The organism is Anaerosinus sp., from assembly GCF_965318445.1.
In genome coordinates, this window is the sequence record NZ_CBDNNH010000010.1 from 177,559 (window position 1) to 203,498 (window position 25,940).

At 37.7% G+C, this 25,940-nt stretch carries 24 protein-coding genes and 1 rRNA gene; 1 reads left to right on the forward strand and 24 read right to left on the reverse strand.

All coding sequences use genetic code 11. From position 1 onward, the window contains the following. Window positions 1–13: 13 nt before the first annotated feature. The 21 genes from ACWZFG_RS05770 to ACWZFG_RS05870 all read right to left on the reverse strand — a co-directional run bounded on the left by ACWZFG_RS05770 (window position 14) and on the right by ACWZFG_RS05870 (window position 22,514). Entirely contained in the window at window positions 14–1,084 is a 1,071-nt protein-coding gene (locus ACWZFG_RS05770) for a protein arginine kinase (RefSeq protein ID WP_177505672.1), read from the reverse strand. 4 nt (window positions 1,085–1,088) lie between these two features. Beyond that, window positions 1,089–1,613 (reverse strand): UvrB/UvrC motif-containing protein, encoded by a 525-nt coding sequence (locus ACWZFG_RS05775; protein ID WP_177505671.1) that lies wholly within the window; start codon window positions 1,611–1,613, stop codon window positions 1,089–1,091. Window positions 1,614–1,628: 15 nt separating this feature from the next. Further along, the gene (locus ACWZFG_RS05780) at window positions 1,629–2,075 is read right to left on the reverse strand and encodes a CtsR family transcriptional regulator (protein ID WP_177505670.1); all 447 of its coding nucleotides are present in this window, start codon (window positions 2,073–2,075) and stop codon (window positions 1,629–1,631) included. 214 nt (window positions 2,076–2,289) lie between these two features. After that, entirely contained in the window at window positions 2,290–3,423 is a 1,134-nt protein-coding gene (locus ACWZFG_RS05785) for an acyltransferase family protein (protein WP_177505669.1), read from the reverse strand. 113 nt (window positions 3,424–3,536) lie between these two features. Next, the gene (locus ACWZFG_RS05790; protein WP_177505668.1) at window positions 3,537–4,157 is read right to left on the reverse strand and encodes a TetR/AcrR family transcriptional regulator; all 621 of its coding nucleotides are present in this window, start codon (window positions 4,155–4,157) and stop codon (window positions 3,537–3,539) included. Between the two features lie 158 nt (window positions 4,158–4,315). After that, window positions 4,316–5,239 carry a transketolase family protein gene (locus ACWZFG_RS05795; protein ID WP_177505667.1) on the reverse strand — a complete coding sequence of 308 codons (924 nt, stop codon included), beginning with the start codon at window positions 5,237–5,239 and terminating at the stop codon, window positions 4,316–4,318. Further along, complete coding sequence (locus ACWZFG_RS05800) at window positions 5,236–6,057, reverse strand: transketolase (protein ID WP_455577233.1); 822 nt, start codon at window positions 6,055–6,057, stop codon at window positions 5,236–5,238. Before ACWZFG_RS05800 ends, ACWZFG_RS05795 begins: the two co-directional genes overlap by 4 nt. A 61-nt stretch (window positions 6,058–6,118) precedes the next feature. Next, the gene (locus ACWZFG_RS05805; protein WP_418627499.1) at window positions 6,119–7,393 is read right to left on the reverse strand and encodes a PTS ascorbate transporter subunit IIC; all 1,275 of its coding nucleotides are present in this window, start codon (window positions 7,391–7,393) and stop codon (window positions 6,119–6,121) included. A gap of 46 nt (window positions 7,394–7,439) precedes the next feature. Continuing rightward, on the reverse strand, window positions 7,440–7,706 hold the full coding sequence (locus ACWZFG_RS05810) for a PTS sugar transporter subunit IIB (protein ID WP_147670239.1): 267 nt from the start codon (window positions 7,704–7,706) through the stop codon (window positions 7,440–7,442). A 116-nt stretch (window positions 7,707–7,822) separates the two neighbouring features. After that, the gene (locus tag ACWZFG_RS05815; protein WP_177505664.1) at window positions 7,823–8,269 is read right to left on the reverse strand and encodes a PTS sugar transporter subunit IIA; all 447 of its coding nucleotides are present in this window, start codon (window positions 8,267–8,269) and stop codon (window positions 7,823–7,825) included. Between the two features lie 389 nt (window positions 8,270–8,658). Continuing rightward, a complete protein-coding gene (gene pfkA / locus ACWZFG_RS05820) occupies window positions 8,659–9,639 on the reverse strand; it encodes a 6-phosphofructokinase (RefSeq protein ID WP_147670234.1) in 981 nt (326 codons plus the stop codon). A 234-nt stretch (window positions 9,640–9,873) separates the two neighbouring features. After that, window positions 9,874–11,904 carry a transketolase gene (tkt, locus tag ACWZFG_RS05825; protein ID WP_455577234.1) on the reverse strand — a complete coding sequence of 677 codons (2,031 nt, stop codon included), beginning with the start codon at window positions 11,902–11,904 and terminating at the stop codon, window positions 9,874–9,876. Between the two features lie 66 nt (window positions 11,905–11,970). After that, the gene (locus ACWZFG_RS05830; protein WP_177505662.1) at window positions 11,971–12,777 is read right to left on the reverse strand and encodes an HAD-IIA family hydrolase; all 807 of its coding nucleotides are present in this window, start codon (window positions 12,775–12,777) and stop codon (window positions 11,971–11,973) included. Window positions 12,778–13,006: 229 nt separating this feature from the next. Then, on the reverse strand, window positions 13,007–14,377 hold the full coding sequence (locus ACWZFG_RS05835; RefSeq protein ID WP_177505661.1) for an iron-containing alcohol dehydrogenase: 1,371 nt from the start codon (window positions 14,375–14,377) through the stop codon (window positions 13,007–13,009). A gap of 24 nt (window positions 14,378–14,401) precedes the next feature. After that, complete coding sequence (locus ACWZFG_RS05840) at window positions 14,402–15,214, reverse strand: PTS system mannose/fructose/sorbose family transporter subunit IID (protein ID WP_177505660.1); 813 nt, start codon at window positions 15,212–15,214, stop codon at window positions 14,402–14,404. A 20-nt stretch (window positions 15,215–15,234) separates the two neighbouring features. Further along, window positions 15,235–15,990, reverse strand: coding sequence for a PTS mannose/fructose/sorbose/N-acetylgalactosamine transporter subunit IIC (locus tag ACWZFG_RS05845; RefSeq protein ID WP_177505659.1), 756 nt, complete (start codon window positions 15,988–15,990; stop codon window positions 15,235–15,237). A 52-nt stretch (window positions 15,991–16,042) separates the two neighbouring features. Beyond that, window positions 16,043–16,516, reverse strand: coding sequence for a PTS system mannose/fructose/N-acetylgalactosamine-transporter subunit IIB (locus ACWZFG_RS05850; RefSeq protein WP_177505658.1), 474 nt, complete (start codon window positions 16,514–16,516; stop codon window positions 16,043–16,045). Between the two features lie 21 nt (window positions 16,517–16,537). Beyond that, window positions 16,538–16,966, reverse strand: coding sequence for a PTS sugar transporter subunit IIA (locus tag ACWZFG_RS05855; RefSeq protein ID WP_177505657.1), 429 nt, complete (start codon window positions 16,964–16,966; stop codon window positions 16,538–16,540). A gap of 323 nt (window positions 16,967–17,289) precedes the next feature. Next, on the reverse strand, window positions 17,290–19,986 hold the full coding sequence (locus ACWZFG_RS05860; RefSeq protein WP_177505656.1) for a sigma 54-interacting transcriptional regulator: 2,697 nt from the start codon (window positions 19,984–19,986) through the stop codon (window positions 17,290–17,292). Window positions 19,987–20,498: 512 nt separating this feature from the next. Then, window positions 20,499–21,404: a metal ABC transporter substrate-binding protein gene (locus ACWZFG_RS05865; protein WP_455577235.1), complete on the reverse strand. Its 906-nt coding sequence runs from the start codon at window positions 21,402–21,404 to the stop codon at window positions 20,499–20,501. Between the two features lie 171 nt (window positions 21,405–21,575). Then, a complete protein-coding gene (locus ACWZFG_RS05870; RefSeq protein WP_147670220.1) occupies window positions 21,576–22,514 on the reverse strand; it encodes a nitronate monooxygenase in 939 nt (312 codons plus the stop codon). 240 nt (window positions 22,515–22,754) lie between these two features. Between ACWZFG_RS05870 and speD the strand changes: the two genes are divergently transcribed. After that, window positions 22,755–23,210, forward strand: a complete 456-nt coding sequence (gene speD, locus ACWZFG_RS05875; protein ID WP_147670219.1) for an adenosylmethionine decarboxylase — start codon at window positions 22,755–22,757, stop codon at window positions 23,208–23,210. A 43-nt stretch (window positions 23,211–23,253) separates the two neighbouring features. Here speD and ACWZFG_RS05880 read toward each other — a convergent pair whose 3' ends face one another. The 3 genes from ACWZFG_RS05880 to rrf form a co-directional block, all read right to left on the reverse strand. Beyond that, entirely contained in the window at window positions 23,254–24,855 is a 1,602-nt protein-coding gene (locus ACWZFG_RS05880) for a potassium/proton antiporter (RefSeq protein ID WP_455577236.1), read from the reverse strand. Window positions 24,856–25,072: 217 nt separating this feature from the next. Then, on the reverse strand, window positions 25,073–25,648 hold the full coding sequence (locus ACWZFG_RS05885; protein ID WP_177505653.1) for a beta-class carbonic anhydrase: 576 nt from the start codon (window positions 25,646–25,648) through the stop codon (window positions 25,073–25,075). Window positions 25,649–25,799: 151 nt separating this feature from the next. Beyond that, window positions 25,800–25,916: ribosomal RNA gene (gene rrf, locus ACWZFG_RS05890) — 5S ribosomal RNA — on the reverse strand. Window positions 25,917–25,940 lie beyond the last annotated feature (24 nt).

The window sequence follows — 25,940 nt, forward strand, 5'->3', positions numbered from 1 at the left end:
CCCAACTTAGCAATTAAGCATTTGTTAAACTACTCAACACAGCGCGAATCACGCTTGCACGTTCACGATTAATTTCACTTTGTGATAAGTTTGCATGTTCTTTTTTGTTTTGTAAAAAATTAGGTCGCGTAGACACCAATAATTCATTGAAAACTTCAGCCGGTACATTTTGTATAATTCCCAAATCAATTCCCATACGAATTTCACTTAAAAGTCCTAAAGCTTCACTTGCAGCCATACTACGCGCATATTTTAATATACCAAAAGAACGCCAAACTTTATCGCTCATACTATCTGGCGATTGAGAATATAGTGCTTTTCGTGCCGCCCGTTCGTGCGTTAAAATTTCCATAACAGCACTTGATAAATTTTCAATAATTTCTTTTTCACTAAATCCCATCGTCAATTGATTTGAAATTTGAAAAATATTTCCGATGACATCGGTGCCTTCTCCGTATAATCCACGCACTGCCAATCCTAATTGTGTAGATGCATTGATAATTTTATTGATTTGCCTTGTAAAAACTAGACCTGGCAAGTGCATCATTACCGAAGCACGAATCCCCGTGCCCAAATTTGTCGGACAAGAAGTTAAATAGCCGATTTGCTCATTAAACGCCAAATCCAATTTGCTTTCAATAACATCATCAATCTGAGTTGCTAATCTAAACGGTTCAACTAAATCAAAACCAGATACCATACATTGGATTCTCAAATGATCTTCTTCATTCACCATGAGACTGACCTTTGTATCCTCACTAAGTAGTAATGCCCGATTTTCTGGATTCTCAACGTGGTTATTGCTAATCAAATGCTTTTCAATTAATACATTGCGCTCTAAAGAAGTCAATTGATCTAGTTCAATGAAATCACACGCCTTTCCTGTTACCGTTTCAATATCCGATAATAGTTCTACAACCTTTCTTTCAACCGCAGCCAACTGCGCAATATCGGCGCGATTTGGAAAAGGAATACGAACGAGATTTCTCGCCAAGCGAACGCGGCTTGATAATACAATGTCACTTTCGTTTCCGCTGCCGTCCATCCATGAACTGTTTGGCATTAATAGTAACTCTTTATTCATATTCTCACCCCACTTCACTAGATAATTCCTTTTCTAATGCTTTAATCTCATCGCGCAGCTTAGCTGCTTCTTCATACTCTTCATTTACTACGTAATTTGATAAAACTTTGCGCATTTTTGTAATCCGTTGCCGCAATTCTATTTGTCCACCAGATCGTTTTGGAATTTTTCCTGTATGCGAACTATCCCCATGCAATCGACGCAATAACGGTTCTAATTTTTTTGCAAAAGTTTCATAACAAACACTGCAACCAATCTTCCCATTTCGGCTAAAATCCCGATATGTCATATGACAATTCGGGCATTCCTCGACTCTAGGCTGCGCTTGTGGTGTATCAGGTAAACTTTTATTAAACATTCCCGCTAAAAAATCATTCACCGAGAAATTTTGATTTACATTAAAAATAAAATCACCATATTTTTTTGCACATTCCTCACATAAATGCTTATCTATTTTACTCGCATTTACATTACTCACTTGCGTTAAACGAATACACGCTTGATTTTTCTTACAATCATCACATAGCATGTTAAATCCTCTCCCTTACGAAAAATCAGCCAAAGTCAAAAAGATTACTTGCAATGCTTTTTTTCGTTCTTCTAAATTAGGCTGTTGAAAAGCCAACGTAGTAAATTGCATAACCAATGCAGCTTCACGATTACTAATTAAACGATTTTTCAATAAATAGTGAACAATAGATTTTACCTTCTCAAAAGGTATGTCTTCATCTATTTCTTGCAAAATATCCCGATAAATCATTTTTTGGATAGGTACACGTGTGATACGAATAAATCCCCCTAATCCTCTTCGAGATTCTACAGTAAAACCCCGTTCAAGTGTAAATCGCGTATTTAAAACATAACTAATTTGAGAAGGTGCACATTCAATTTCATCAGCAATATCCGTTCTCCTCAGTTCAACCTTCCTACTATCTTCAGCGGCTAATTTACGCAAAATATATTCTTCTATTAAATCCGCAATATTACTCAATTTTATCACCTGCTGTTTTCATTCTGACTTTTTGACCTTTAAGTATATTATATTTTACTACAGATTGATTCGCAACAGTAAAATCAAAACTTAGTCTGTCTTATTTACAATAAATTTATCCGATGGCTAAGCTTTAGATGGATCCTAGTCGCATTTTATTATAAAAAAAGAACTATGCATTATTTTTCCTAAAGCATAGTTCTAGCAATTAATTTTACATATTTATTGATTTTCTTTTACTTGGTCCAAATGCAGGTATCTTCAACAAGACGAATTTTCCAATGAGATAGCATAACGTTAGCGATACCACACATACAATTGCATATTTTACAAATGCATTTGTATCCATTGGTCGTACTGCCCAGTTCATTTCTTGGACAATCGTTTGATGTACGTAATATATTGGATAAGAAGTTGCAGATAAAGTCGCCCACATTGGTGTTGTATAATCAAAAGTAACTTTAAACAATGAAAGCAAGCCAAAAACGGAAGCTAAGCAAAAAAATGAATGTAATGTTGCATTAAGCACTAAGTAATCTGCAGGAGATAATTGAAAAATTGCTTGCGTTAATAATTTATGCGTGGTGTATACAATTGACATAAGGATAAACGCAGGAATCCAAAACTTTGCACATGGTGAATACCCCGTTTGCGTAAACCATTGTTTTCTATATGCATAAATGCCTAACGCAAAATAAATCAAATACAAAGGTACACGAGTTGGTTGCAATACCAGTAAATATAGCGGATGTATCCAAGCACCATCACTACAAATTGAATTCACCACGCCAACACCAATCGCTCCGAGAATACCCAAACCAAAAATAAATCTTCCAGACGGTTTTGAAGCTGTTTTCTGCTCTTTTAACTCCGGATAAATGATACATACAATTGTCATTAATAAATATAATGCCATCAATGCACCTAGATACCAATAATGTGATTGCTGATACGCCACACCCCAGAATAAGTTTTGATAAAAATCCCAAAAGCTCATCGGAATATCACGACTTGCAAGCATCAAATAAGCAGTATGCGGAGCAAGTACCATCGCACCAAAAATCCAAGGGAAGCCAATCCGCTTCCATTTATCCTTCCAAAAAGTAGCTTGGCTGCGTTTTGCAAATGATTTAATACCAAAATAACCCGAAATAAAAAACATTACCGGCATAATAAAAATATCTGCCCAAATAACAAAAATATCTGCCGACAGCACGCGCTTCGTATCCACAACATACCACCACTCTGGTGCATAAATCATGTAAGCTAATGCCGCATGAAAAACCACGACTAAAAGAATAATTGCTGACCGTAAATTATCAAGGAAAAAAATTCGATTTTGATTCATAAATACGCCTCCTTTGACTTTTGATTTTATTCAATCTTATTATAAACCGTCCAGACGGTACAGTAAATAGTTAAAATAAAAAAAGAAATAAAATTTCTTTTTTTAATGACTGATTATATGTTATAACGTGGCAATAAATAACTCTTTCTCCACGATCCTTGCCAAGCCTCACGTTCATCCGTTAAATCTAACATAGTCTTTTCCAGTTTTTCTCTCATTTCTGGGTTTATTGCTGACTGACCTAATGCTTCATGAAATTGCAGACCATCTGCTGCCAAACGAAGAATCGTTGCCATCAGTGGATTTATTTTATCCGACTCACTACATTTTTGCATATATTTTTGTTTTTCTTGATACATCGTTCTATCTTCATTTTGCAGTGCTGCCAAAGTCAACAGTACCGTAGAATAATCATTGTCTTGTGCTTGCGTCTCAAAGGATTCTTTAATATAAGCTCTCGTCCATTTTCCGCCATTGCTTAAATTTACATCCTTTGCTTCTGCAACTCGTGTTTGAATATTATCCAGATACTGATTGAGCAAATATTCATTCATACATTTAATCAGTGTATCTTTATTTGGATAATGATAGAGCAAGCCACCTTTACTGATTCCAGCTTCTTTCGCCGCCGATTCCAGAGTAAGCGCAGTAGCGCCTTCCCTTTTTACAATTAAAGCCGCCGCATGTAAAATCTTTACTTTCGTCTCATTCAGTTCGGCACTATGTTTACTCATTGTATCTCCTTTACACGAACACTTCTTATATTAACAAATCAAATATAATTTATTAAATTCTATTTACCATTATACCACAAGAAAAATAAAAGTAGTTTCAAAATGTTATAGAAAAATACGTCTCTATTGTTTTACTTTACAATAAGAGACGTATTTTTTTATTTTATTATATCTTTTACTGCATGTATAATATCAATCTCTTGCAAATGATAATTCGTAAGTAAATCTTCCGGACTGCCAGAACAGCCGAATTTATCTTTAACACCTACATACCGCATTTGTGTTGGCTGATACTCAGATAGAGCTTCACTTACCGCTGATCCCAAACCTCCTATAACCGTATGCTCTTCTGCCGTAACTATTTTTCCCGTTCTTTTTGCAACTTCAATCAATAACTCTTTATCAATCGGCTTAATACTTGGCATATTCACTACCATAGCTTCAATCCCATCTGCCGCCAATTGCTTTCCTGCTTCTATCGCTTTTACTACCATAATTCCCGTAGCGATAATCGCTACATCATTTCCTTGTTTTAATATTTCTCCTTTACCTATTTTAAAAGTATATTCTTTATCATGAACTGTTCCTGTTGCAACACGGCTTATTCTTAAATACACAGGACCTTTATGTTCAATAGCCGCGAAAATTGCCGCCCTGGTCTCAACTTCATCAGATGGGCAAAGTACCGTCATATTCGGCAAACTACGCATGATTGCCAAATCCTCAATAGCTTGATGCGTTCCGCCATCATATCCAACAGTAACCCCAGAATGCGTCCCCACTAGCTTTACATTTAAATTTGCATAACATACAGTATTGCGAATTTGATCAAATGCTCTTCCTGTAACAAATACTGAAAAACTTGTTGCAATCGGAATCATCCCTCCGGCTGCAAGACCTGCCGCCATTCCAACCATATCCTGCTCTGCAATGCCTACATCAATATATCGCTCTGGACAAACTTTAGCAAAACTATCTGCTTTTGTCGCTTTTCCTAAATCTGCATCTAGTACAACAATTCTATCATCATCTTTTAATTCTTGTAATGTCCTCCCCAAAATTTCTCTTAACGCTAAACTCATTTTCTATCTCCTCCTAACTCAACTAATGCTAAATTGCATTCCGCTTCATTAGGCGTGGTTCCATGCCATTTAAGCACATTTTCCATAAAAGATATCCCCTTACCTTTTACTGTTTTGGCAACGATAACTGTGGATTTATCCATACATTCCTTTGCTGTATCAATTGCCTTGCTAATCGCTAAGAGATCATGTCCATCGATTTCAATTACATTCCAGCCAAAAGTTTTAAACTTATCTCCAATCGGTGCGATATTTATTACATCTTCATTTCTTCCATTAATCTGCAATCCATTATAGTCAACAATAGCGGTTAAGTTATCCAATTTATAATGTGCAGCAGTCATTACTGCCTCCCAAATTTGCCCTTCTTGCAGTTCACCATCACCTAAAATTACATACGTATGATGTTTCTCTTTTTTTAATTTTGCTGCCATTGCCATCCCATTCGCAATTGATAATCCCTGTCCTAAAGAGCCAGATGACATATCAACTCCCGGTGTCGATTTTAAATCTGGATGACCTTGCAGTCGTGATTTATACTGTCTTAATGTGCCTAGTTCAGAAACTGGGAAAAAACCACGTTCAGCTAATATAGCATATAAAGCTGGTGCTCCGTGCCCCTTAGATAAAATAAATCTATCGCGATCATCTAATTGCGGACGCCTTGGATCAATGTGCATTTTTACAAAATACAAAATTATTAAGATTTCTACTAAAGATAATGCCCCTCCTGGATGCCCCGTTTTAGCAGTTTTCAACATTTCAATGATATCAATCCGAACTTTTTTTGCTAGCCTCTGTAATTTTTCTAAGTCCACGTTTTCTTCACCTCATCTAAAAATAAGACTCTCCCTTATGAGAATGAGGAGAGCAGATAATTTATCTAAAGAGTTGTAGTACATTACCTAACAAGATACCAACTACACCAAAGTCAGCATCACTAAACGTTGTATTTGCAAAACCTAAATCTCCAAGTACCGGCATCAATAATACAGGTAGGAACGTAATCAATAAACCTTGCACAAAAGCCCCACTGATTGCGCCTTTCAATCCACCAGTAGCGTTACCAAATACACCAGCCGTTGCCCCGCAGAAGAAATGTGGTACCACACCCGGTAAAATAATTGGCAAACCTGGAATAGATCTATCAATCATAAGTAAAACTAACATTCCTACCACGCCACCAACGAAACTTGATAAGAAACCAATCAACACAGCATTAGGCGCATATGGATATACAACTGGGCAATCTATTGCAGGTTTAGCATCAGGAACTAAAGTAGTTGCAATCCCACTAAAAGCCGGAATAATTTCTGCCAAAACAAGTCTCACCCCTGCTAAAATGATATATACACCACCGGCGAATGTAATCGCTTGTAAAATTGAAAAAACAATAAAATGCTGCCCGCCACTTAACTCTTTTTCAACATAAGCCGGGCCTGAAGCAAATGCCACAATTAAATATAAGACAAGCATAACTAAAGAAACTGCTAAAGATGAATCACGTAAAAAACTTAACCCTTGTGGAAAATTAATATCCTCTGTAGTTTTTTCTTTATTTCCAACAAGTGAACCAATCCAAGCAGATAACACATAACCTACCGTACTGAAATGACCAAATGCAACATCGTCGCCTCCAGTTATTTTACGCATTGTCGGTTGTGCAATCGCCGGGAAAAATGCCATGATAAAACCTAATAATAGCGAACCAATAATTACGAGCAAAACTCCCTCTACTCCACCTACGACAAGAATAGATGCGATCATACAAGCCATATAAAGCGTATGATGCCCCGTTAAAAAGATATATTTTAGCGACGTAAATCTAGCAATTAAAATATTAACAACCATACCAAATGCCATAATAAGTGCAGTTTGAGTACCATATGTTTTTAATGCCATCGCTACAATTGCTTCATTATGGGGCACTACCCCATTTATATTAAACCCTTCTTGAAACATTGCCCCAAAACTTGATAAAGCATCAACAACAATTCCAGCACCACCACCAAGAATTAAAAATCCAAGAATTGTCTTGACTGTTCCTTTAATGATATCTGCTCCACTCTTTTTTAAAGCAATTAAACCTATCATGGAAATTAGACCAACTAAAATTGCCGGAACACTTAAAATATCCAAAATAAATTGCAACATATTCTTTCCCCCATCTCTTATTCTATTTCATGCTTTTCCTTTTCTTTTACTCGAATGCTTGGGCGATTTTTTCTTTTAATTCATTTTTATCGATCATGCTATTTAATGAAATTACTTTACCGCCCAGAGAAGTTAATTGTGATGCAATATCACGCGTTCCGACATAAATATCAGCCTTAATTCCTGCTGCTGACGATAAATCTGAATGCTCGACTGTAGCTTCCAAACCAAGTTCTTTTAATACCTTTTTGATATTCATTTCAATCATAAAACTACTTCCCAACCCACTGCCACAACACACTAAAATCTTCATTTCATATCCTCCTCACAAAGTAAAATTTGTTTTAACTTCATCTACCTTATCTATAGACTTAGTCGCGCTTAACTTCATTTATTCTTAGAACGCCTTAGTCCTTTGATAAGATAAATTCATTTGTATTTTTTTATTATGGACTCAACTTCACTAACGGTCTGCGCCTGCATGATGTTTTTTACATCAGCTTCATTAGATAATAGTTCCATTAGAGACTCTAAAAGTTTTAAATGTTCTTGACCGTTCGTTGTTGCCAATGTAATAATCAGTTTTACCGGATCATTCGTTTCATTGCCAAAAACAATTGCATTTTTTAAAGTAATTAGACTTAATGAGATTTCTTTTGCCCCATCTTCTGGTCTAGCATGCGCAAGCATAATTTGTGGAGCAACTACCATATAAGGACCAATTGTCATATGATTTTTTATAATGGCTTCTTCATAGCTTGATTCTATATATCCTTTTTTTAGAAGTAACTCGCATCCTTCTTTTACTGCTCCCTTCCAATCTTTACAATCTACATTCACTCTTATTGAATCAATTCCTAAAAATCCGGTCAACATAATTATTACCCCATTTTACTCTGATTTTCGTCTTCTCCTATAAATTTCATACAGGTCAAAATAGTCATGATAATAATATCAATTATTTCCATATTTATCTGTTTTAATTCATAAATAGAAACCGTTTTTGCAACTCTCTTCTATTAATCACAATTGAAACTCGCTCCTTTTATTCAGGACCTTTTTAGAGTTATACTTTTATTACTTTCCTTTTACTGAACAAATTTTGTAATTGTCATATTATTCTTTCTATTTTTTCTCTTATAAAAGGAATAGAGCTACCGACTCTTAATCAGTAGCTCTATTCTTTATCAATTCAATCATTCTTTTCGTACTATACTGGACAACGACCATATACGTCACAATAAGTCCGATGCCTATATCTTCACTTATCGTGCAACCGTCTGGCAAATCGTATATAATGTTTCGTCAATAGACTTTTTCATCATGAGCCCTTCGTTTATGTTATAGTCCGTCAACGCATTACCTTTCATCGCTACGAGCCGATTTCCCCGTCCCGCGCGTAAAAGTTCAACTGCAAAATACCCCATCCGCGTTGCTACGACTCGATCCCTTACCGTCGGTGCTCCGCCGCGCTGGATGTGACCAAGAACCGTTACGCGCGTACTAATCCCCGTTTCTTTTTCTATTATTTCAGCAACATCCTGGACTTTATCTCTGCATCCTTCCGCCATGATAATGATATGATGTGTCCGCCCCTTTTTTTGTCCCTCTGTAATATTGCGGCAAATTTCATTCTTTATATCGTATTCTTTTTCCGGTACTAATATTGCGCTCGCCCCGGCTGCAATTCCAACTTCAAGCGCCAAATGACCTGCTTTTCTCCCCATGACTTCAATCAAGCTGCATTTTTCATGGCTCTGCGCCGTATCACGCAGCCGATCAATCGCTTCCATTCCGATATTGCAGGCTGTGTCATAGCCAATCGTGTATTCCGTACATACGATATCATTATCAATTGTTCCCGGAATCCCAACGGTCGGCAATCCCATTGCACTAAGTTTTTCTGCCCCGCGGAAAGAGCCATCACCGCCGATAACGACTATTCCTTCAATTCCATGCTTCTTTGCCATTTCAAAGGCTTTCTTTTGACCTGCTTCTTCCATGAATTCCATGCAGCGAGCTGTATAAAGAAACGTTCCGCCACGCTGTATCATATCACCGACAGCACCTGCATCCAACGCAATAAAATCTCCATGAATCAGCCCGTTATAACCGCGTTTTATTCCTATGACTTCCATATCAAAACCAATTGCGGTACGAACCGCCGCACGAACCGCTGCATTCATCCCAGGAGCATCTCCGCCACTGGTCAGTATCCCAATCTTTCGAATCGTTTTTTTATCCATTTTCTCACCGCCATTTATCCGATGACTAACGGAGTCTACTAAAAGACTAGGCAATTCACACAAATTCTTCTGCTCACACTATGTTCGCAAGAATTTTGTTCATCGCTTATAATCCTCGCCTCTTCATACGGAAGTAAAGACCTCGTAAGCCCCTTGATTACGTGTCTGCTTTTAATGGAAGTTAAAACTCCTACCAAAACAGCCTTGTTTATAAGCTAAGTTCACTTTGCAAAATCATATTTGCTTTCTATTTTTATCATGTACCTTTTTCATGATTTTTACAACATTTTCTATCGTAAATCCATACTTTTTAAACAATATCTCTGGCGGAGCTGATGCACCGAACCCCTGCATCGTAACGTTTTCTCCATCAATTCCCGTGTATTTGCCCCATCCAAAATCAGTTCCGGTTTCAATTGCCACCCTGCTTCGAATTCCTCGGGGAAGGATTTTTTCTTTGTAAACTTCGTCCTGCTGTTCAAACAACTCCATACATGGCATACTCACAACGCGCACATCTATATTTTCCTTTTCCAATTCCGCTTTTGCCGCCATTGCCAACGACACTTCCGATCCGCTGGCGATTAATATTCCATCGGCCTGCTCTTTTTTTGCATCAGCTATAATATACGCACCTTTCAATGCTTCTTGACTACTGTCGGCAAGCTGTGGCAGATTCTGCCGGGTAAGTACCAATGCCGTCGGCGTCTTCTTACTCGTCACTGCCAAATACCACCCCACGGCTGTTTCTGTTGCATCTGCCGGTCGAAATACTTGGAAATTCGGCATAGCCCTCAGCATTGCCAGTTGTTCGATTGGTTCATGAGTTGCTCCATCTTCACCGACTCCAATGCTGTCATGCGTCAATACATAGACCACGGGAAGTTCCATCAATGCTGCCAGCCGAGCCATCGGTTTCATATAGTCGCTAAATACAAAAAAGGTCGCGATATACGTTTTCAGCCCACCATGCAATGCAATGCCGTTGCCGATTGCCGCCATAGCAAGTTCTCTTACGCCAAAATGTAGGTTACGCCCCCTATAGTTTTCTTTTCCAAAATCGCCTCCATCTTTCATATAACTTTTATTTGATGGGGCGAGGTCAGCACTGCCGCCAATCAGATTTTCCAACCGCTCTTTGAGGCGATTAATCATGATGCTCGATAGATTTCTTGTCGCCTGTTCCTTTTCTTCATACGCCCAAAATTCCTTGTCTTCGAGCAGTGCTTTTGCATCAACATCTCCATGATATTTTTTCCAGCGTGCTTGTTCTGCCGGATATTGCTCACTATAGGCAGCAAACAGTTCGTTCCATGCAGCTTCTTTTCGTTCACCGCTTTGCGCAAGGCAGTGATACCGCGCATATATCTCTTCCGGTATAGAAAAGGCTTCTTGACTTTTCCAGCCAAGCTTTTCTCTTAAGGCTTTGATGTTTTCTTCGCCGAGCGGTTCGCCATGAGCACTAGATTTTCCTTGTTTCACCGGACAGCCATAACCAATCTGCGTTTTTACCGTGATAAAGGATGGATGCTTCGTATCTGCTTTTGCCGCTTCAATTGCAGCTCCGATTGCTTCGAGATCGTTGCCATCTTCAACGGTAATTGTCTGAAATCCAAAGGCTTCCATGCGTTTTTGAACATTTTCTGTAAAAGCGATATCCGTACTGCCTTCGATTGAAATTCGATTACTGTCATAGAATACGATTAGCTTGTGGAGTCCTAAAGTTCCAGCAAGCGAAAATGCTTCTGATGAGATGCCTTCCATCATACAACCATCTCCGCCTAGCACAAAAGTATAGTGATCTACGATTGGAAAATCCGCTTTGTTAAACGTGGCAGCCAAATGTGCTTCCGCTATTGCCATACCAACGGCCATCCCCATTCCTGCACCGAGCGGTCCGGTCGTCGCTTCGACGCCAACCGTATGTCCATATTCCGGATGCCCCGGAGTAAGGGAACCATCCTGACGAAACTTTTTTAAATCTTCGATTTGCAGCCCATAGCCAAACAGGTGTAGCAATGAATACAAGAGCATCGAACCATGTCCGGCAGAAAGTACAAAACGATCTCGGTTCTCCCATTTTGGATTCTTCGGATTGTGTTTCATATGATACCCCCACAGCTCATATGCCATGGAAGCACTGCCAAGCACCATTCCCGGATGTCCCGATTTTGCTTTTTGCACGCTGTCAGCAGCCAGTATTCGAATAGCATTCACCGCTTTTATATCCTGTTCTTTATTTCTCTCTATTTGATAATCGAACATATAAACTCCCCCTTCAAAATGTGCTGCCGATCGAATAAATGACCGGCAGCACATTTTTCACCCTGTTTATTTTCCCAGAGCATCGTATTCTTTTAATTGTTTGCAGATATCCCCTACACCATCGAAAATAAAATTTGCCTTAACTCCATATTTATCAAGATCCTCAACCGTCGATTCCCCAGACAAAACCAAAATAGAAGTAATTCCCGCATTTTCACCGGTCTTGATGTCCGTGTAAACTCTGTCGCCAACCATAGCAACTTCATCTCGATTATGCTGCTTCATTTTTCGAAATGCACTTTCAATGATTTCCTTATTCGGCTTGCCGATGACCTGCGGCATTTTCCCGGTAGAAGCCTTGATGAGCTCCATCATCGCTCCCGTATCGGGAATATAGCCATTTTCTACCGGACAGTTGAAATCCGGATGCGTCGCAATATAGGTGACCCCTTGACGGATGAAATTACAACCTTTAACAATCTTTTCATAAGTCAGCGTCATATCAAAACCCAAAATTACAAAATCCGGATTTTTATCAGTCAAAACAAAGCCATATTTTTTAAACTCCATTTCCAGCTCCGGAGTTCCCATAAGAAAGACTCTCGCCTTTGGCTTTAGGCTGTAAAGATAGCTGATGGTAGCATCCCCTGATGTCAATATATTTTCAACATCGCACTTAATTCCTAAATGACGCATTTTTTTCACATAATGCGCGCTGTCCTTAGAGGAATTATTCGTAAGAAACAGATATTCCCGACCACTCTCTTTTAAATAGTCGATGAACTCTTTTGCTCCAGGCAGCAAACTCTGTCCAAGATTGATCGTGCCATCCATATCCAATAAAAAAGCCTTAATTTCTCCAATACTCTTCATAAAGGCTCTACACCCCTTTTTCCGTTTTTTAAATACCACGCCAATTTGATCCTGCTCATTTATCGAAATAAGCGATTCACACAAAATCAAAGATTTGGGTTCGTGGCTTTACAGACTTCCAACTTCTATAAGTGGGAGTAACTTCAGAGCACAAGCAAGCAGCTAAGCGACTGGATAAGGTCGGCTAAGATTTAGGTGGAGTGAAAACTCCACCTAAATCAAGTCTACTTTATTTTAATTCCTTGCCAATTTGCTCAGAAAATTGATCAAGCATCCCTAAATCTGCCAACAGCCCCAGAATCGTATACCGGTTCCGAACTTCTTTTGCCATACGAATGGCATCTACTGCCATCTTACAATCAATCCCAACATCCTGCGGATTGACTGGAGCATTGGCACTATACAAAATTTCCTTAATCTTTTCAGAGGACACAATATCAGTACATACTTCATGGATTTCTTGCCAATGCTTTTCAATCGTTTGTAGACGTTCCAACCGATTCGTCAATGAATTTCGCCCATCTTTTTCGCTCAATGCTAAAATTTCCGGACTGCATTGACGATAATATGTTTCGACATCCGCCTTCCACTTGGCTACATCAAACGCTTTAGCTTTTTGAGCTGCCTGCACAAAGTCTACATCCGCATCACGAAGCAGTTCATACAGCCGAGTCGTAATCGCCGTTCCAATACCGACCTTAGTTCCATGGAAAATCGCCTTTTTATGCGCGAAAAGGAACTGCATTTCCCAATAATGTGCTAAGTGATGCTCCGACCCCGATGCCGGTCGCGATATGCCGACAAAGCTCATGGCAATTCCCGTTAATACCAGTCCCTCCATCAAGTTCTTAATCGCCACAGCATCCCGTTGTTTTATTTTTTCAATATTGTCCATACAAGTCTTTATTGATTTTTTTACCATCTTTACTGTGACATCGCAGTAAAATTCATTATTAATAATCTGGCTAATCTTCCAATCAGCCAACGCTGAATATTTGCCGATGATATCACTCCAGCCGGCGATAATCATTGGCATTGGTGCATTTCTCAAAATATCTACATCGCCAATAATCGCACGCGGGCAAACAGCCTGATAAGAAGTTTTTAAATCTCCAACAATCAGCGCAGCTCCCGTTGAAGCAAATCCATCCATTGAAGGCGCGGTCGCTACGATTACCGTATCAATGTTTAACTTACAACTTACAAATTTACCTAAATCATTTAATACACCTGAACCTACCGTCAAAATAACATCTACATCTGCGTCTGCTTGAATAAATATTTTTCCAGTTGCCGCTTCATCTGGTACCAAATCATCCGAACTTTCAGCAAAAATGCAGGTTTTAAACGGAAAATCTTTCTTTTTCAAGACCATGGCAACCAGCTGTCCACAAGCCTTCCATGTGTTTGCATCGGCAACGAGCAGTGCTTTTTTATACCCGAGTTCTTCGAGTACCTGCGCCGTTTTATTCACTGCGCCTTCTTCAATGACAATCTTGTCCATCTGAATCGAATGAGGTTTACCACAGGCGCAAGAAAGTTCCCCACCGATATAATCCGTAATCTTTAACGCATCTATATTATCCAAGGTCAATTGCATAATTCAATCACCTCTCCTTATCTATTAGAAGATACCTAAAATACCGGTAATCGCACCAAAGGCAATCAATATCCCCATCAGTTTAATTGGTGACACCCCTGCTTTTACCATTTTGAGAACAGCTAAAGTCAATACCAGCGGAATCAATCCCGGCATCAATTTATCCAATAAATCCGCCTGCAAATTAAACTGCATACCGCCCAAATCCAAATTAGCAGCAAACTGCAGCGGGATAAACCGTCCTACTAATCCGCCCATAACAAGTGTACCTAAAATAGATGCACCTTCAATAACACGGTTGATTTTGCCGCCTTCCATAATCTGTTCTACCGCTATGCGCCCATATTTATAGCCATTCATCCACAAGCTGAAAGAAATCGTTGTCATAATGAAAAACTGTGCCAATACGAAGATAATCGGTCCGGCAATATTATTATTATTTGTAATCCCGATACAAATCGCCAGCATGATCGGAGTAATTACTCCCTGCGTAAGCGTATCGCCGATTCCGGCGACAGGTCCCATCAACCCTGTTTTAATCCCATTAAAAGCCTGATCACTAATCGGTTTGCCATTCGCTCGTTCTTCTTCCATCGCAACCGTAACCCCATGGATAACCGACCCGCAGATAGGTTCCGTATTAAAGAAAGATAAATGACGTTTAACACCTTCTTTTTGCTCCTCTGCTGTCTTATATAATTTCTTGATTACCGGCAGCATTGAGTGGGCAAATGCGGTTGCCTGTAATCTTTCATAATTATAATTTGACTGAGCAAACATAAACCAATTAAACCATGATTTTATTACATCACTTTTTGAAAGATTGTTCGTTTCCATGTTTCATCCTCCTCCACTTTCTATGCTTCACCGCTCGAATTATTTCGTAAAGAACTCACTGTCAATGCCAAAACAGCCCCTATGATGGAAATGATAACGATATCCATTTGGAAATGAACCGAAAGAATAATCCCCAAAACGAAGAACGGCATCGTAAAAGAATTCCCGATTAGCTTTAAGTTCATTGCAATCCCAAGTGCCGGAAGCATGGCTCCGATTACGTTGAATACATGCAAAACATTATCCGTCAAAATACTGAGCATTCCGTTTACTGCATTTGGTCCATAGTATACAACCAAAGTTGCTGGAATGAAGCTAACTAAAAACAATAAAATCTGCGGTGGAACCACATTAATGAATGCGACCATATTGAGATTCCCTTTTTCAACTTCTTTATCCGCCCAATGCACGAAAAACGAATTTACTGTCATCTTTGCAATCCAAAGCACCGTTGCAATCGTTCCAAGTGGAACTGAGATTGCCATTGCTGTACTTACATCTAAGTTAGAAATAATAGCCAAAGCCGTACCAACATATCCTGCAAATGACGGATCTCCCATTTGCGCCCCGCCGGCTGAAATAAAGCCCAGATAAATCACATTTATACCAGCTCCGATTAAGGCTCCTTCTAAAGGCTGACCTAGTATAATCCCCGTGATAAAACCTGCCAATAAAGGTCTGTTCAACGTAAAGAACCCAACATACGTACACCAAGGACTCCATGAGAGATAGTAAAAGAAACCGATTAATGCCGCCTGAAAAATTGAAATTTCCACGTTATTTCCCCCTCAATATTTGATTTTACTTTCTCGTTTTTGTTAAAGCAGTTTACAGTAATTTTCCGATATCCATTGCCGAAGCATCCGGTACAATCTGTACATAGACATGTATACCTTGCCGCTCTAACGATTTAAAGGATTCCCTTTCATCATCCGATATCGAGATATTGCGATAAAATTGTTTTCTCCCCTGAATGGCCCCCATTCCGCCGAGATTCAACTCTTTTATTTCTACATTATTTTCAATCAACGCCTCAATCGTTTTTGGTGTTTTTACCAAGACAATAACCCGTTCACCGGTATCCTCACCCTTTAATATTTCACTTGCATCAGCGATAGTATGAATTCCTATTTTAAACGACCTCGGCGCCGCCATCTTTAAGATTTTGACCATAAACTCATCCATTGCCACTTCATCATCAACTACAATAATCCGATTTGCCTTCGTGATTTTAGCCCAAGCCGTAACCACCTGTCCGTGGATTAAGCGGTCATCAATTCTAGTCAATACAATATTCAGCATAATTTTCACCCTTCTTTACGTTTATTTTTTAATTTTTTCTTCTGATAAAGCATTCATTTCGCTAAATAATTCCTTGATTCCATCCTTGCCTGCATTCATACAATTATCCGTAAGCTCGTTAAGCGGACAAGATTCCCGCATTGTAAGTGCTTCTAAAACCATTGGAAAACTGATGCCCGCTACACAGCGAAATTTTTGCTCAATGCCGGTGCTTACTAATGCTGTAGCATTATATGGACTTGCACCAAATAAATCAACAAAAACCAATACGCCATCACCTGTATCCATGCTTTCAATTGCATCTCTCACCCGTTCGGAAAACACAGTGATATCATCGCCCCTATTCAACCCAATCGCCCTGACTTGCTCCAAACCTCCGACAATCAGTTCGGCACTCTTTAACATCGCTGCTCCGAAATTTTCATGTGTTAATAACAATATCCCAATCATCTTATCACCTCGCTTCTCTATCCCCTGTTTTATCAGTAGCTTTCTCTTTACACCTATTAATTAATGCAAGTATCATGCCAATACACATCGGGAATGTGTATCAAAGTGTTTTGCTTCGCTTGCCGCTCCTTGTATGACATGCTGTTTCGCTAAAAACAGTTATAATTTTTTATTTTTATCCGCAGAATATTTTTTTCATCATCATGGATTTTTTATGTGTATCAACCAAATCTTCTTTTATCTGTATCAACATGTGTATCGAAATCTATATCAAAAAACGAGTTGAATCCATACGAATTCAACTCGTTTTTTGATATCCTTATCTATTTTTTCAGCTTCAAAATACTGTCATCTATGCCAGTATGATAGAAATGTGTATTTAGCATCTCTACAATATAGGCAATCTCTGTTTCCGGAATCAAAATTCCAAAAATCTCCTCTACAACTTCAAAGTTCTGTTCCACAAATTGAAAAACGGTTTGATGTTCTTCCTTAATTCGGGCAAACTTTTTATACGGCAAAGGTTCTTTTCGCACTAAACGCTCAATCATGCACGAACAATGGAACAAAAATTTTAAATGAATCGTATCATCTACGATGAAATTGCAGTCAGCGGCAATCTTGTCCAAGACTTCGTCGAGCACCCGACAAGCCTTTTTTACATTAAGAAATGCCAATACATCTTCTAGCATCGTGATGATCCCATGCGAATAACTCATCGTTTGAGCCTTTAACGGCTCAAACTGAATCTCCTCTTCCACGGCAACCTTTACACGTCCACCGATAAAACCACTCATTGTAATTACACTTTCCTCAAGCTCCTCCAATGTCATATTTGTCATCATCGCTTTTCTCGCCGCTTCTATTACCATCGGTGTACTAACCATGCGGATAGTTCTCGTCGGTATCCCCGTGCGACTAGTGATAACTTCGGAAAAAGTCGTTAATGATCCCATATCGACCAGAAGCAAAACTCCGCCGCCCGTGTTAATTCGCTTGACAAGCTCCACTGCCTTATTCAAAGTAACCGTAACCTTTTCTTCCATCGGCATATCTAAAGCATGTAAACAATCGTATCCGAGCAGCATCTTGGCAACTTCAACCATATTGGTCGCCGTCGAAATTCCATGCGACAGGACTAATATTTGAATATTCCCTTCTTTTTTTATATTCATTGAATACAAAGCCATAGCAATAAATGCCGCTTCATCACTTGGAATAATCACATTCAATGCTTTTTCGACCCGAACTTTGATCTGCATCGCTACACGATATTCTTCCGGGTGGTCGCTACTTACCTTGATACTGTTAGGATAAATCCTAACTTCCCCCTGACGCAGACGTTCAATCAAAGTTTCCATATGAAGCGCCAAGCTGTAGACCATCTTAGCATCAAGAATTCTGCCAAATACAGCATTGGCTTTTTCCAGTTCCTCTTCAATAATGCGAACGATTTCCGGCGTTGCAATCTTGGATAAAACCTCTTTATCTACGTGGAGATTGTTCGCGCGGGCTTTCGGTACCGATTGATACATTCTCTTTTGGACCTGCCCTGCTATATTATCCTTGATCTGATCTACTTCTAAACCCTCTTTATATAGTTTTTGCGCACTTTCTAAAATCAAATCGTAGAAATCTTCTCCCGTCTGATATTCATCATACAATAATACATTGTGTAGGCTTTCCGTTAACCCATCCTTCATTCCATCAAATATTATCGTTTCACAATCATTCAAATTGAAGTTTTGCATAAGCTCCTGTCTTTTTTCATCAATTGCAAAAAAACCTTCTTTTAAATTTTGCGATAATTGTGATAATTTTATCTGCACACCATTTTGCTGGTTCGTAATATATTCCACAAAAGCATTCGCACAAATCAACTGAATATCATTACGCAGCTGTCCGATATTTCCCGGACATTTGTATAGAAGCAATACTTTAAGCACCTCTTTGGCAACCATCAAAGGAACTTTTATTTTTACTGATTCTTCCCGAAAAAACTGACAAATCAGCTTCATCCGTACCTTGAGATTACGCTCATTCAAGCCCGGTAACGTAATGACCAAAGGAATTCTCCTTAAGAAAGTTCCTAAGATCGCAGACTGTGGATCCTCCGTCGTTGCTGCAATAATCAAAACATTAGCCGTTCGAACCCCCTCAGCTTCCCCCAACCGCCGATACGTTCCGCGGTCAATCAAAGAAAACAGCATTTCCTGCCCTTCCGGTGGCAAACGGTGTATCTCATCCAAAAACAATATCCCGCCGTCTGCCTGATCAATCAAGCCGCGGCGCTCTCGTTCAGCCCCGGTATAAGCTCCCTTTACATGACCAAATAAATGTGAAATCAACAACTGTGAATTTTCAGCATAATCAGCACAATTGAAAATCACATAAGATGCTGTTGATGGCATTTTCCCTGTATCAATCGCATAACGATACATAATCCCGGCAAATGTCGTCTTACCGCTCCCCGTCGGTCCGATAATCAGCGTATGTAATCCATTGGGTGGATATAAAATAGCAGCCTTAGCTTGCTTTACCTGTAACTGCAAATCATCTTCAGCCCCAGTGATATTTCCAAAAATCTGATCATGGTGTTTTATTTCTTTTTCTATTTTTTCTTGTTTTACCTGCTGTAAATCGGATTGTAAAAAATTTTGCGAAATCTCTTTTTCTGCCGGGGTATCATCCTGATCTGGACACAAGCATTGCTGCAATTGAGAAATACTCTGAAAGACACTTTGGTTCAAAACATTGCCATAAGTTTTTTGCAAAACCTCTGTCGCTAAATACAGAACCGGTTTTCCAGAAATCTTAATTGCCTTATTTTCTCCCAATAGACAATTCAATTCTTTGCTGACATTGCTTCGAACAAGTTTCAATCGAATAGCAATCTCATTCGCAGAAAAACCTATTTTTTTATTCGTTTCAGCAAGTTCACAGACAATCGACTGTGTCATTATAGACAATTCATTCTCGACTCTGCTTTTGCGATTGAGATTAACTAAATCTTTATACATTTGCTCCCCCTTAAAAGTACTAATAAAGTAGATATTCATCATTAAAATACGGACTATTCCATCAGCTATTGCTTTGATGAACATTTCATTCAGATGATATTAGGATAACATTCATTTTCCCCCATACATGGTTAAACATACAATTCATTTAAAATCGGCAACCGTTTGCTGATTACATTCCATTGAAAAGTATAGATGCGCCCCTTTCAATGAAAACTACTATTATTTTAACATGTTTAAACATGCAAGTACAAATGGCTATACTTTAGGCATTATTCTCTGGCTCTTTCTCTATTTGGGATATTCATTCTTTTTTAAATTTTACGATTCTTGTAACCGTTTTTATTGAGGTTGAAGAGCTTTCTTTTTCTACTTATAGCTTTACTCTTTCCGAACTGCACGCTTAACGTAGGATTTTCTTTATACAAAAAAACTAGCAGCCGTAGTTACTTGGCTGCTAGTAAAAATCTAAAATAGAAACATTTAACTCTTAATCAATCTCTCTTCTACAATCAGTTTAACGCCTCTTTTAAGACTTTAGCGTTGTTCTTCATTATATTAATATAATCATCTGCTGCATTACTATTTGCCTCTCCACTTACCACAGGATCAAGCGTGTACACCTTTGCACCAGTTTCTTTTGCAATTGTATCAGCCGAACCGGCCGGATATTGCGGTTCCGCAAATAATGCTTTAATATGCAAATCTTTTATCTGCTTAATCGTTGTCTCTAATTCTTTAGGTGATGGTTCTGTTCCTGGTTCACGTTCAATAACTGAAACAATGTTGAGATTGAACTCTTTTGCAAAATAAGGGAAAGCTTCATGAAAAGTTACAATATTTTTATTCTCGGAAGAATCTATCTCGTCATGCATTTCGCGTTTCAATTGCTCTAGTTTATCTATATATGTTTTTGCATTCTCCTTGTATTGCTCAGCATGCTTTCCATCCAATTGGGCTAACTGGCTAGCAATATTATTTACTTGCTCTATAGCATCGCTTACACTAACCCAAACATGGGGATTCTCCTCACCACTTGAGTCTTTTAGCAACTCAATCCCTCGGCTTGCATCAATAATATGTAAATTTTTACGGCCGTTGATTACCTTTTCCATAAAGGACTCCATCCCTGCCCCATTGATAATAAAAACATCGGCCTTATCTAATGTCTTTACATCTTCGGGCGTCAGTTGATAATCATGTAGACAACCTGTTTGTGGTTTTGTCATATTAATTACTTCCACGCCTTCAATGCCTTTAGTCACATTTAAAGCTGTAATATACATCGGATAAAATGAAGTCACAACACGATACTTTCCCTCTTTACTTTGCTCTACAGTTTTATTTCCTGCGCAGCCGATAAAAAATAATGACATAACCATTATGCCAATAAAAACACTTAAAAGTTTTCTCCCCATTATTTGCCTCCATACTTACTAAATAAGAATATTACTATTTAGTATAATATATTAATAAAATATTTTTTGCAAGCAAAAAGCAAGAGTTATTTTGAACTCTTGCTTTTTTATTTCTATTTAAAGTTAAGATTTGAGAGATTTAAACCTTCACCAGAATCAAATCTCACTTTATCATAATTGAATTTTTTGCGCTTTTGCCAACGTTTCTTTTGCTTCGGCAATAATTGTATCAATAATTACTTTAGCCGGTTCAACCTTTTTCAATGGTAATAAAGTTTGCCCTGCTTGAACCATACCATTTTCTACATCGCCATCTACAGCAGCAAGTCTATTTGTTCCAGTAGCTAGTTTAATTAATTCTTCTTCTGATGTTCCTTTTTTCTCTAAATCTACAAAATTTAAAGAAAACTTATTTTTTACTCCGCGAACAGCATGTCCAATCGTTTGTCCGGTTACAATACTATCTGTATCAGCTGCTTCAATTAATTTTGCTTTAACATTTGCATGTACTCCACATTCTTCAGCTAGCAAGAATCTTGTTCCCATTTGTACACCAGCTGCTCCCATAGTAAGTGCTGCTGCTAGCCCCCGTCCATCACCAAAGCCTCCAGCTACAATTACTGGGATATTCACCTCTGGAATTACCTGTGTCATTAATGGCATTGTAGTAAGTACACCAATATGCCCCCCCGCTTCCATACCTTCTACAACAATTGCATCTGCACCAGCTGCTTCAACACGTTTTGCTAATTTCACATTTGGTACAACAGGAATCGTTTTTACACCTGCTTCTTTAAACTTTGCTAAGAAAGGTACTGGATTACCTGCACCCAATGTAACAAAGGCCGGTTTTTCTTCACAAACGACACTTACAATTTCATCTTTATTCGGTGCCATCAATTGTATATTTACACCAAAAGACTTATCTGTTAAAGTTTTTGCTAATTGAATTTGTTCACGAATATATTCAGCAGTTCTACCACCAGCAGCAATGATGCCAGCTCCTCCTGCATTTGACACGGCCGCAGCTAATTTAGCTTCTGAAATCCAAGCCATACCACCTTGAATAATCGGATATTTAATATTTAAAACTTCCATTATATTTTTCATTAATAAAACTCCCTCCAATATATATTTCAAACTTATATTACTATTTTAACATATCTTAGCAAACTATATCCAAAATTTTTTTTTACAGTAAGTATCTTAGTACTTTGATAATATTCTTTACTTTTTTTTAAATACAATCTATAATATTAGATTGTATAATAGTATATTTTTATTAACTGGGCTAATTTGAGGAAATTTGCCTCAACAAGATTATTAAACAAACAAAAGGGGCGACATTTCATGAAATTAATCGCAAGGCATCTAACAGTTGATATGTATGGTTGCAAAGCAAAGAATCTAAGCGACTTAGATTTCATCAAAAAAATTATTGATATCACCGTTGCTGATGCAAACATGACACTAATTGACTCCTCTATTCATTTACTTGATGATAAAAATCTAAATGCAATTGCATTGGTAAAAGAAGGTCATATTAGTATTCATACGTATCCTGATTTAGGATATACTGCTGTAGATGTATTCAATTGCAGTGACAACAGCCGTCCAGAAAAAATAGTGGCAACAATTAAAAGCTTTTTAAAACCAGAAAAAACAAAAACAACTTTTTTAAAACGCGGTGATTTTGGTGCAATTAAAGATATGAAACCAAAAATCAAAGTAAGTGTAGCTCCCTTTAGACGTATTCGGAACACAGGTGCTCGCGTAATTAAATTACTTTCCCGTAAACAACGTTAATTGGCTTTATAAATAGCAGGAGAAAATTTCTCCTGCTATTTTTTTAAGACTCATATCCGCTTAATACCAAAATATCGCCTTCTTTAATGCGATTTTTCCCTTTAGGAATAATTGTCGCCCCATCTGCGCGCTTAATAATCATCACTAAAGTCTCCTCAGGAAGTTCTAGTTCTCTTAGCGTTTTATTCAGCCAAGGATGTCCTTCCTCTATTTTTATTTCCGATAACATAACATTACCATCATCGTAATAAGTTTCTCCACTTAAAATTAGAAAATCACCAGCAAAAATTATAGTGTCACCTTTGGGAATAATCGTTTCATCGCCTCTTTTAATCATCACAACTAATATATCAATCATCAATTTTATCTCACTAATTGACTTTCCGATCCACGGATGACTTTCCGGGATATATGTTTTAATTAATTGCATTTCTGTATCTTCTTGATAATCATTAAAGGTTTTAAGAACATTATCCTGATTATCCACCATATCTAATTTTTCTGACACCCACGGAAGTAAAGTCCCCTGGAAAGCCACTGAAAGTAAAGCAATACAAAATACAATATGAAAAACATCATTATTAGTATCAACACCACTACTCACAGCCATTATAGCAAAAACAATAGAAGCAGCACCACGCAATCCTGCCCACGATACTAAAAGACTCTGCCTAATATTGCATCCTGCTGGACCTAAAATCGCAAAAATTGCAATTGGTCTTGCAATAAAAGTTAAGAAAATAGCTATACAAAACGCTGATAAGAATATTGCTGGTATTTGCGAAGGAAACGCTAGTAATCCAAGCAAAAAGAAAATTGCAATCTGAGATAAACCCGTGATTCCATCAAAAAAATGAATCAATACCGTTTTATTCTTTATTTTACTATTTCCCAGCAAAAGGCCTACGAGATATGCACTTAGATATCCATTCCCTCCAATTATTTGTGGAAAAGCATAAGCCGCCACAGCTATAGCAAAAACAAAGATCGCATCTAATCCATCTTTCATAAAAGAAGCTCGTTTTAGCATAAGTTTTGCAAATAAAAAAATTACAACTCCTGAAAAAATCCCCAATACGATTTGATTAAAGGCCATTATTCCTAATTTACCTAGGGACTCCCCGCCTATCATAATAATTGCTATCATCGTAAGCATATAAGAGGCAGGATCATTACTTCCACTCTCCACTTCTAGAAGTGAAGCGGTGCCATATTTTAAATTCAATTTTTTTGAACGTAAAATTGAAAATACCGATGCAGCATCTGTTGAACTAATAACAGCTCCTAGCAAAAAACTTTCAAATAGATCAAATCCTAAAACGTAATAACAAAAAAGTCCTGTTAAAGCTGCTGTTAAAATAACACCAAGAGTAGAAAGGCACACGGCTTTTCCTATAATCGGCCTTGCAATTTTCCAATTGGTTACGAAGCCTCCATAAAACATAATAAAAATCAATGCAAAAGAGCAAATACGCTCTGCAAATACATAATTATCGAAATGAATTTTAAAAATACCATCTGAGCCAAATAGCATTCCAAGAAAAATAAAAATTAATAGTGAAGGTACTCCATATTTGTTTGAAATTCCACTAGATGCAATACAAAGGATAATAACGATAGCTGAAACTAAAAATATAAATTCCATAAAAGCCCCCTTTTGATTTTTATATATAAACAGCTCTATACCTTCTATTTTATTTAGACATCTAGAGCTTAAAATCATCTGTAAATATAATTATACTATATTACTCTATCTTTTCACAAAAATACTTTAAAAATAGAATTTTTGAAATTATTTTTCATTACTAAAAAAATAAAAGTAAAGGTATAAATATCCTTTACTTTTATTTTATCGCCCTGCTTTATTTACCTATACTTTCATATCCATCAACAACAATATCAACTTTTCCTGTTTTAGGATCAAAAATTAAACCATGAATTGCAATATCCTTTGGTATTAAAGGATTGGTTTTTATTTTTGCTACAACGGTTTGTATATTTTGCAAAGGATCTTGAAAATCATCAATCCATCTTTCTAATTCACTTTGAATCATTTGAATTGCTTCTTTTGCAATACCGCGCTCAAGCATTTTCTGAATCAGTTCTTTTGAATTTGTATTCGCAACGCCACAGTCATGGTGACCAATAACAAATATCTCTTTAACTCCTAACTCAAATATACTTACAACTAGACTGCGTATTGTAGCTTCAAACGTTCCTGTTACTGTATTGCCTGCATTTTTAATAATTTTGGCCTCACCACGACTAACTCCAAGTGCAGGTTCCAAAAATTCTACTAAACGGGTATCCATACATGTAACAATAGCCATATGTCGTTTTGGTAATTTTTCATTATTCTCTTTTTTTTCAGAATAACTTTTAGGTAAATGAGTAGTAAAATACTCATTTGCTGTCATTATTTCACTTAAAATGGACATCTACATCAACTCCAAATAATAAATCAAAACTAAGAATTTATAAAACTTCGTCATTAAAAAGTTAACTTCCTGCTCTTTACTTTATTGTATTATGTATATTTTTATATCTAAAGAAATGAAAAAAGCACTCACCAAAGTGAGTGCTAAACAAAACTGGCATCTACCTAACCTCCCAGGACGTTTCCATCCAAGTACTTTCGGCGTGTATAGGCTTAACTACTGTGTTCGGTATGGGAACAGGTGGTACCCTATAGCTATCGACACCAGATTCTTTTGAAGTGAACTTTCTTTT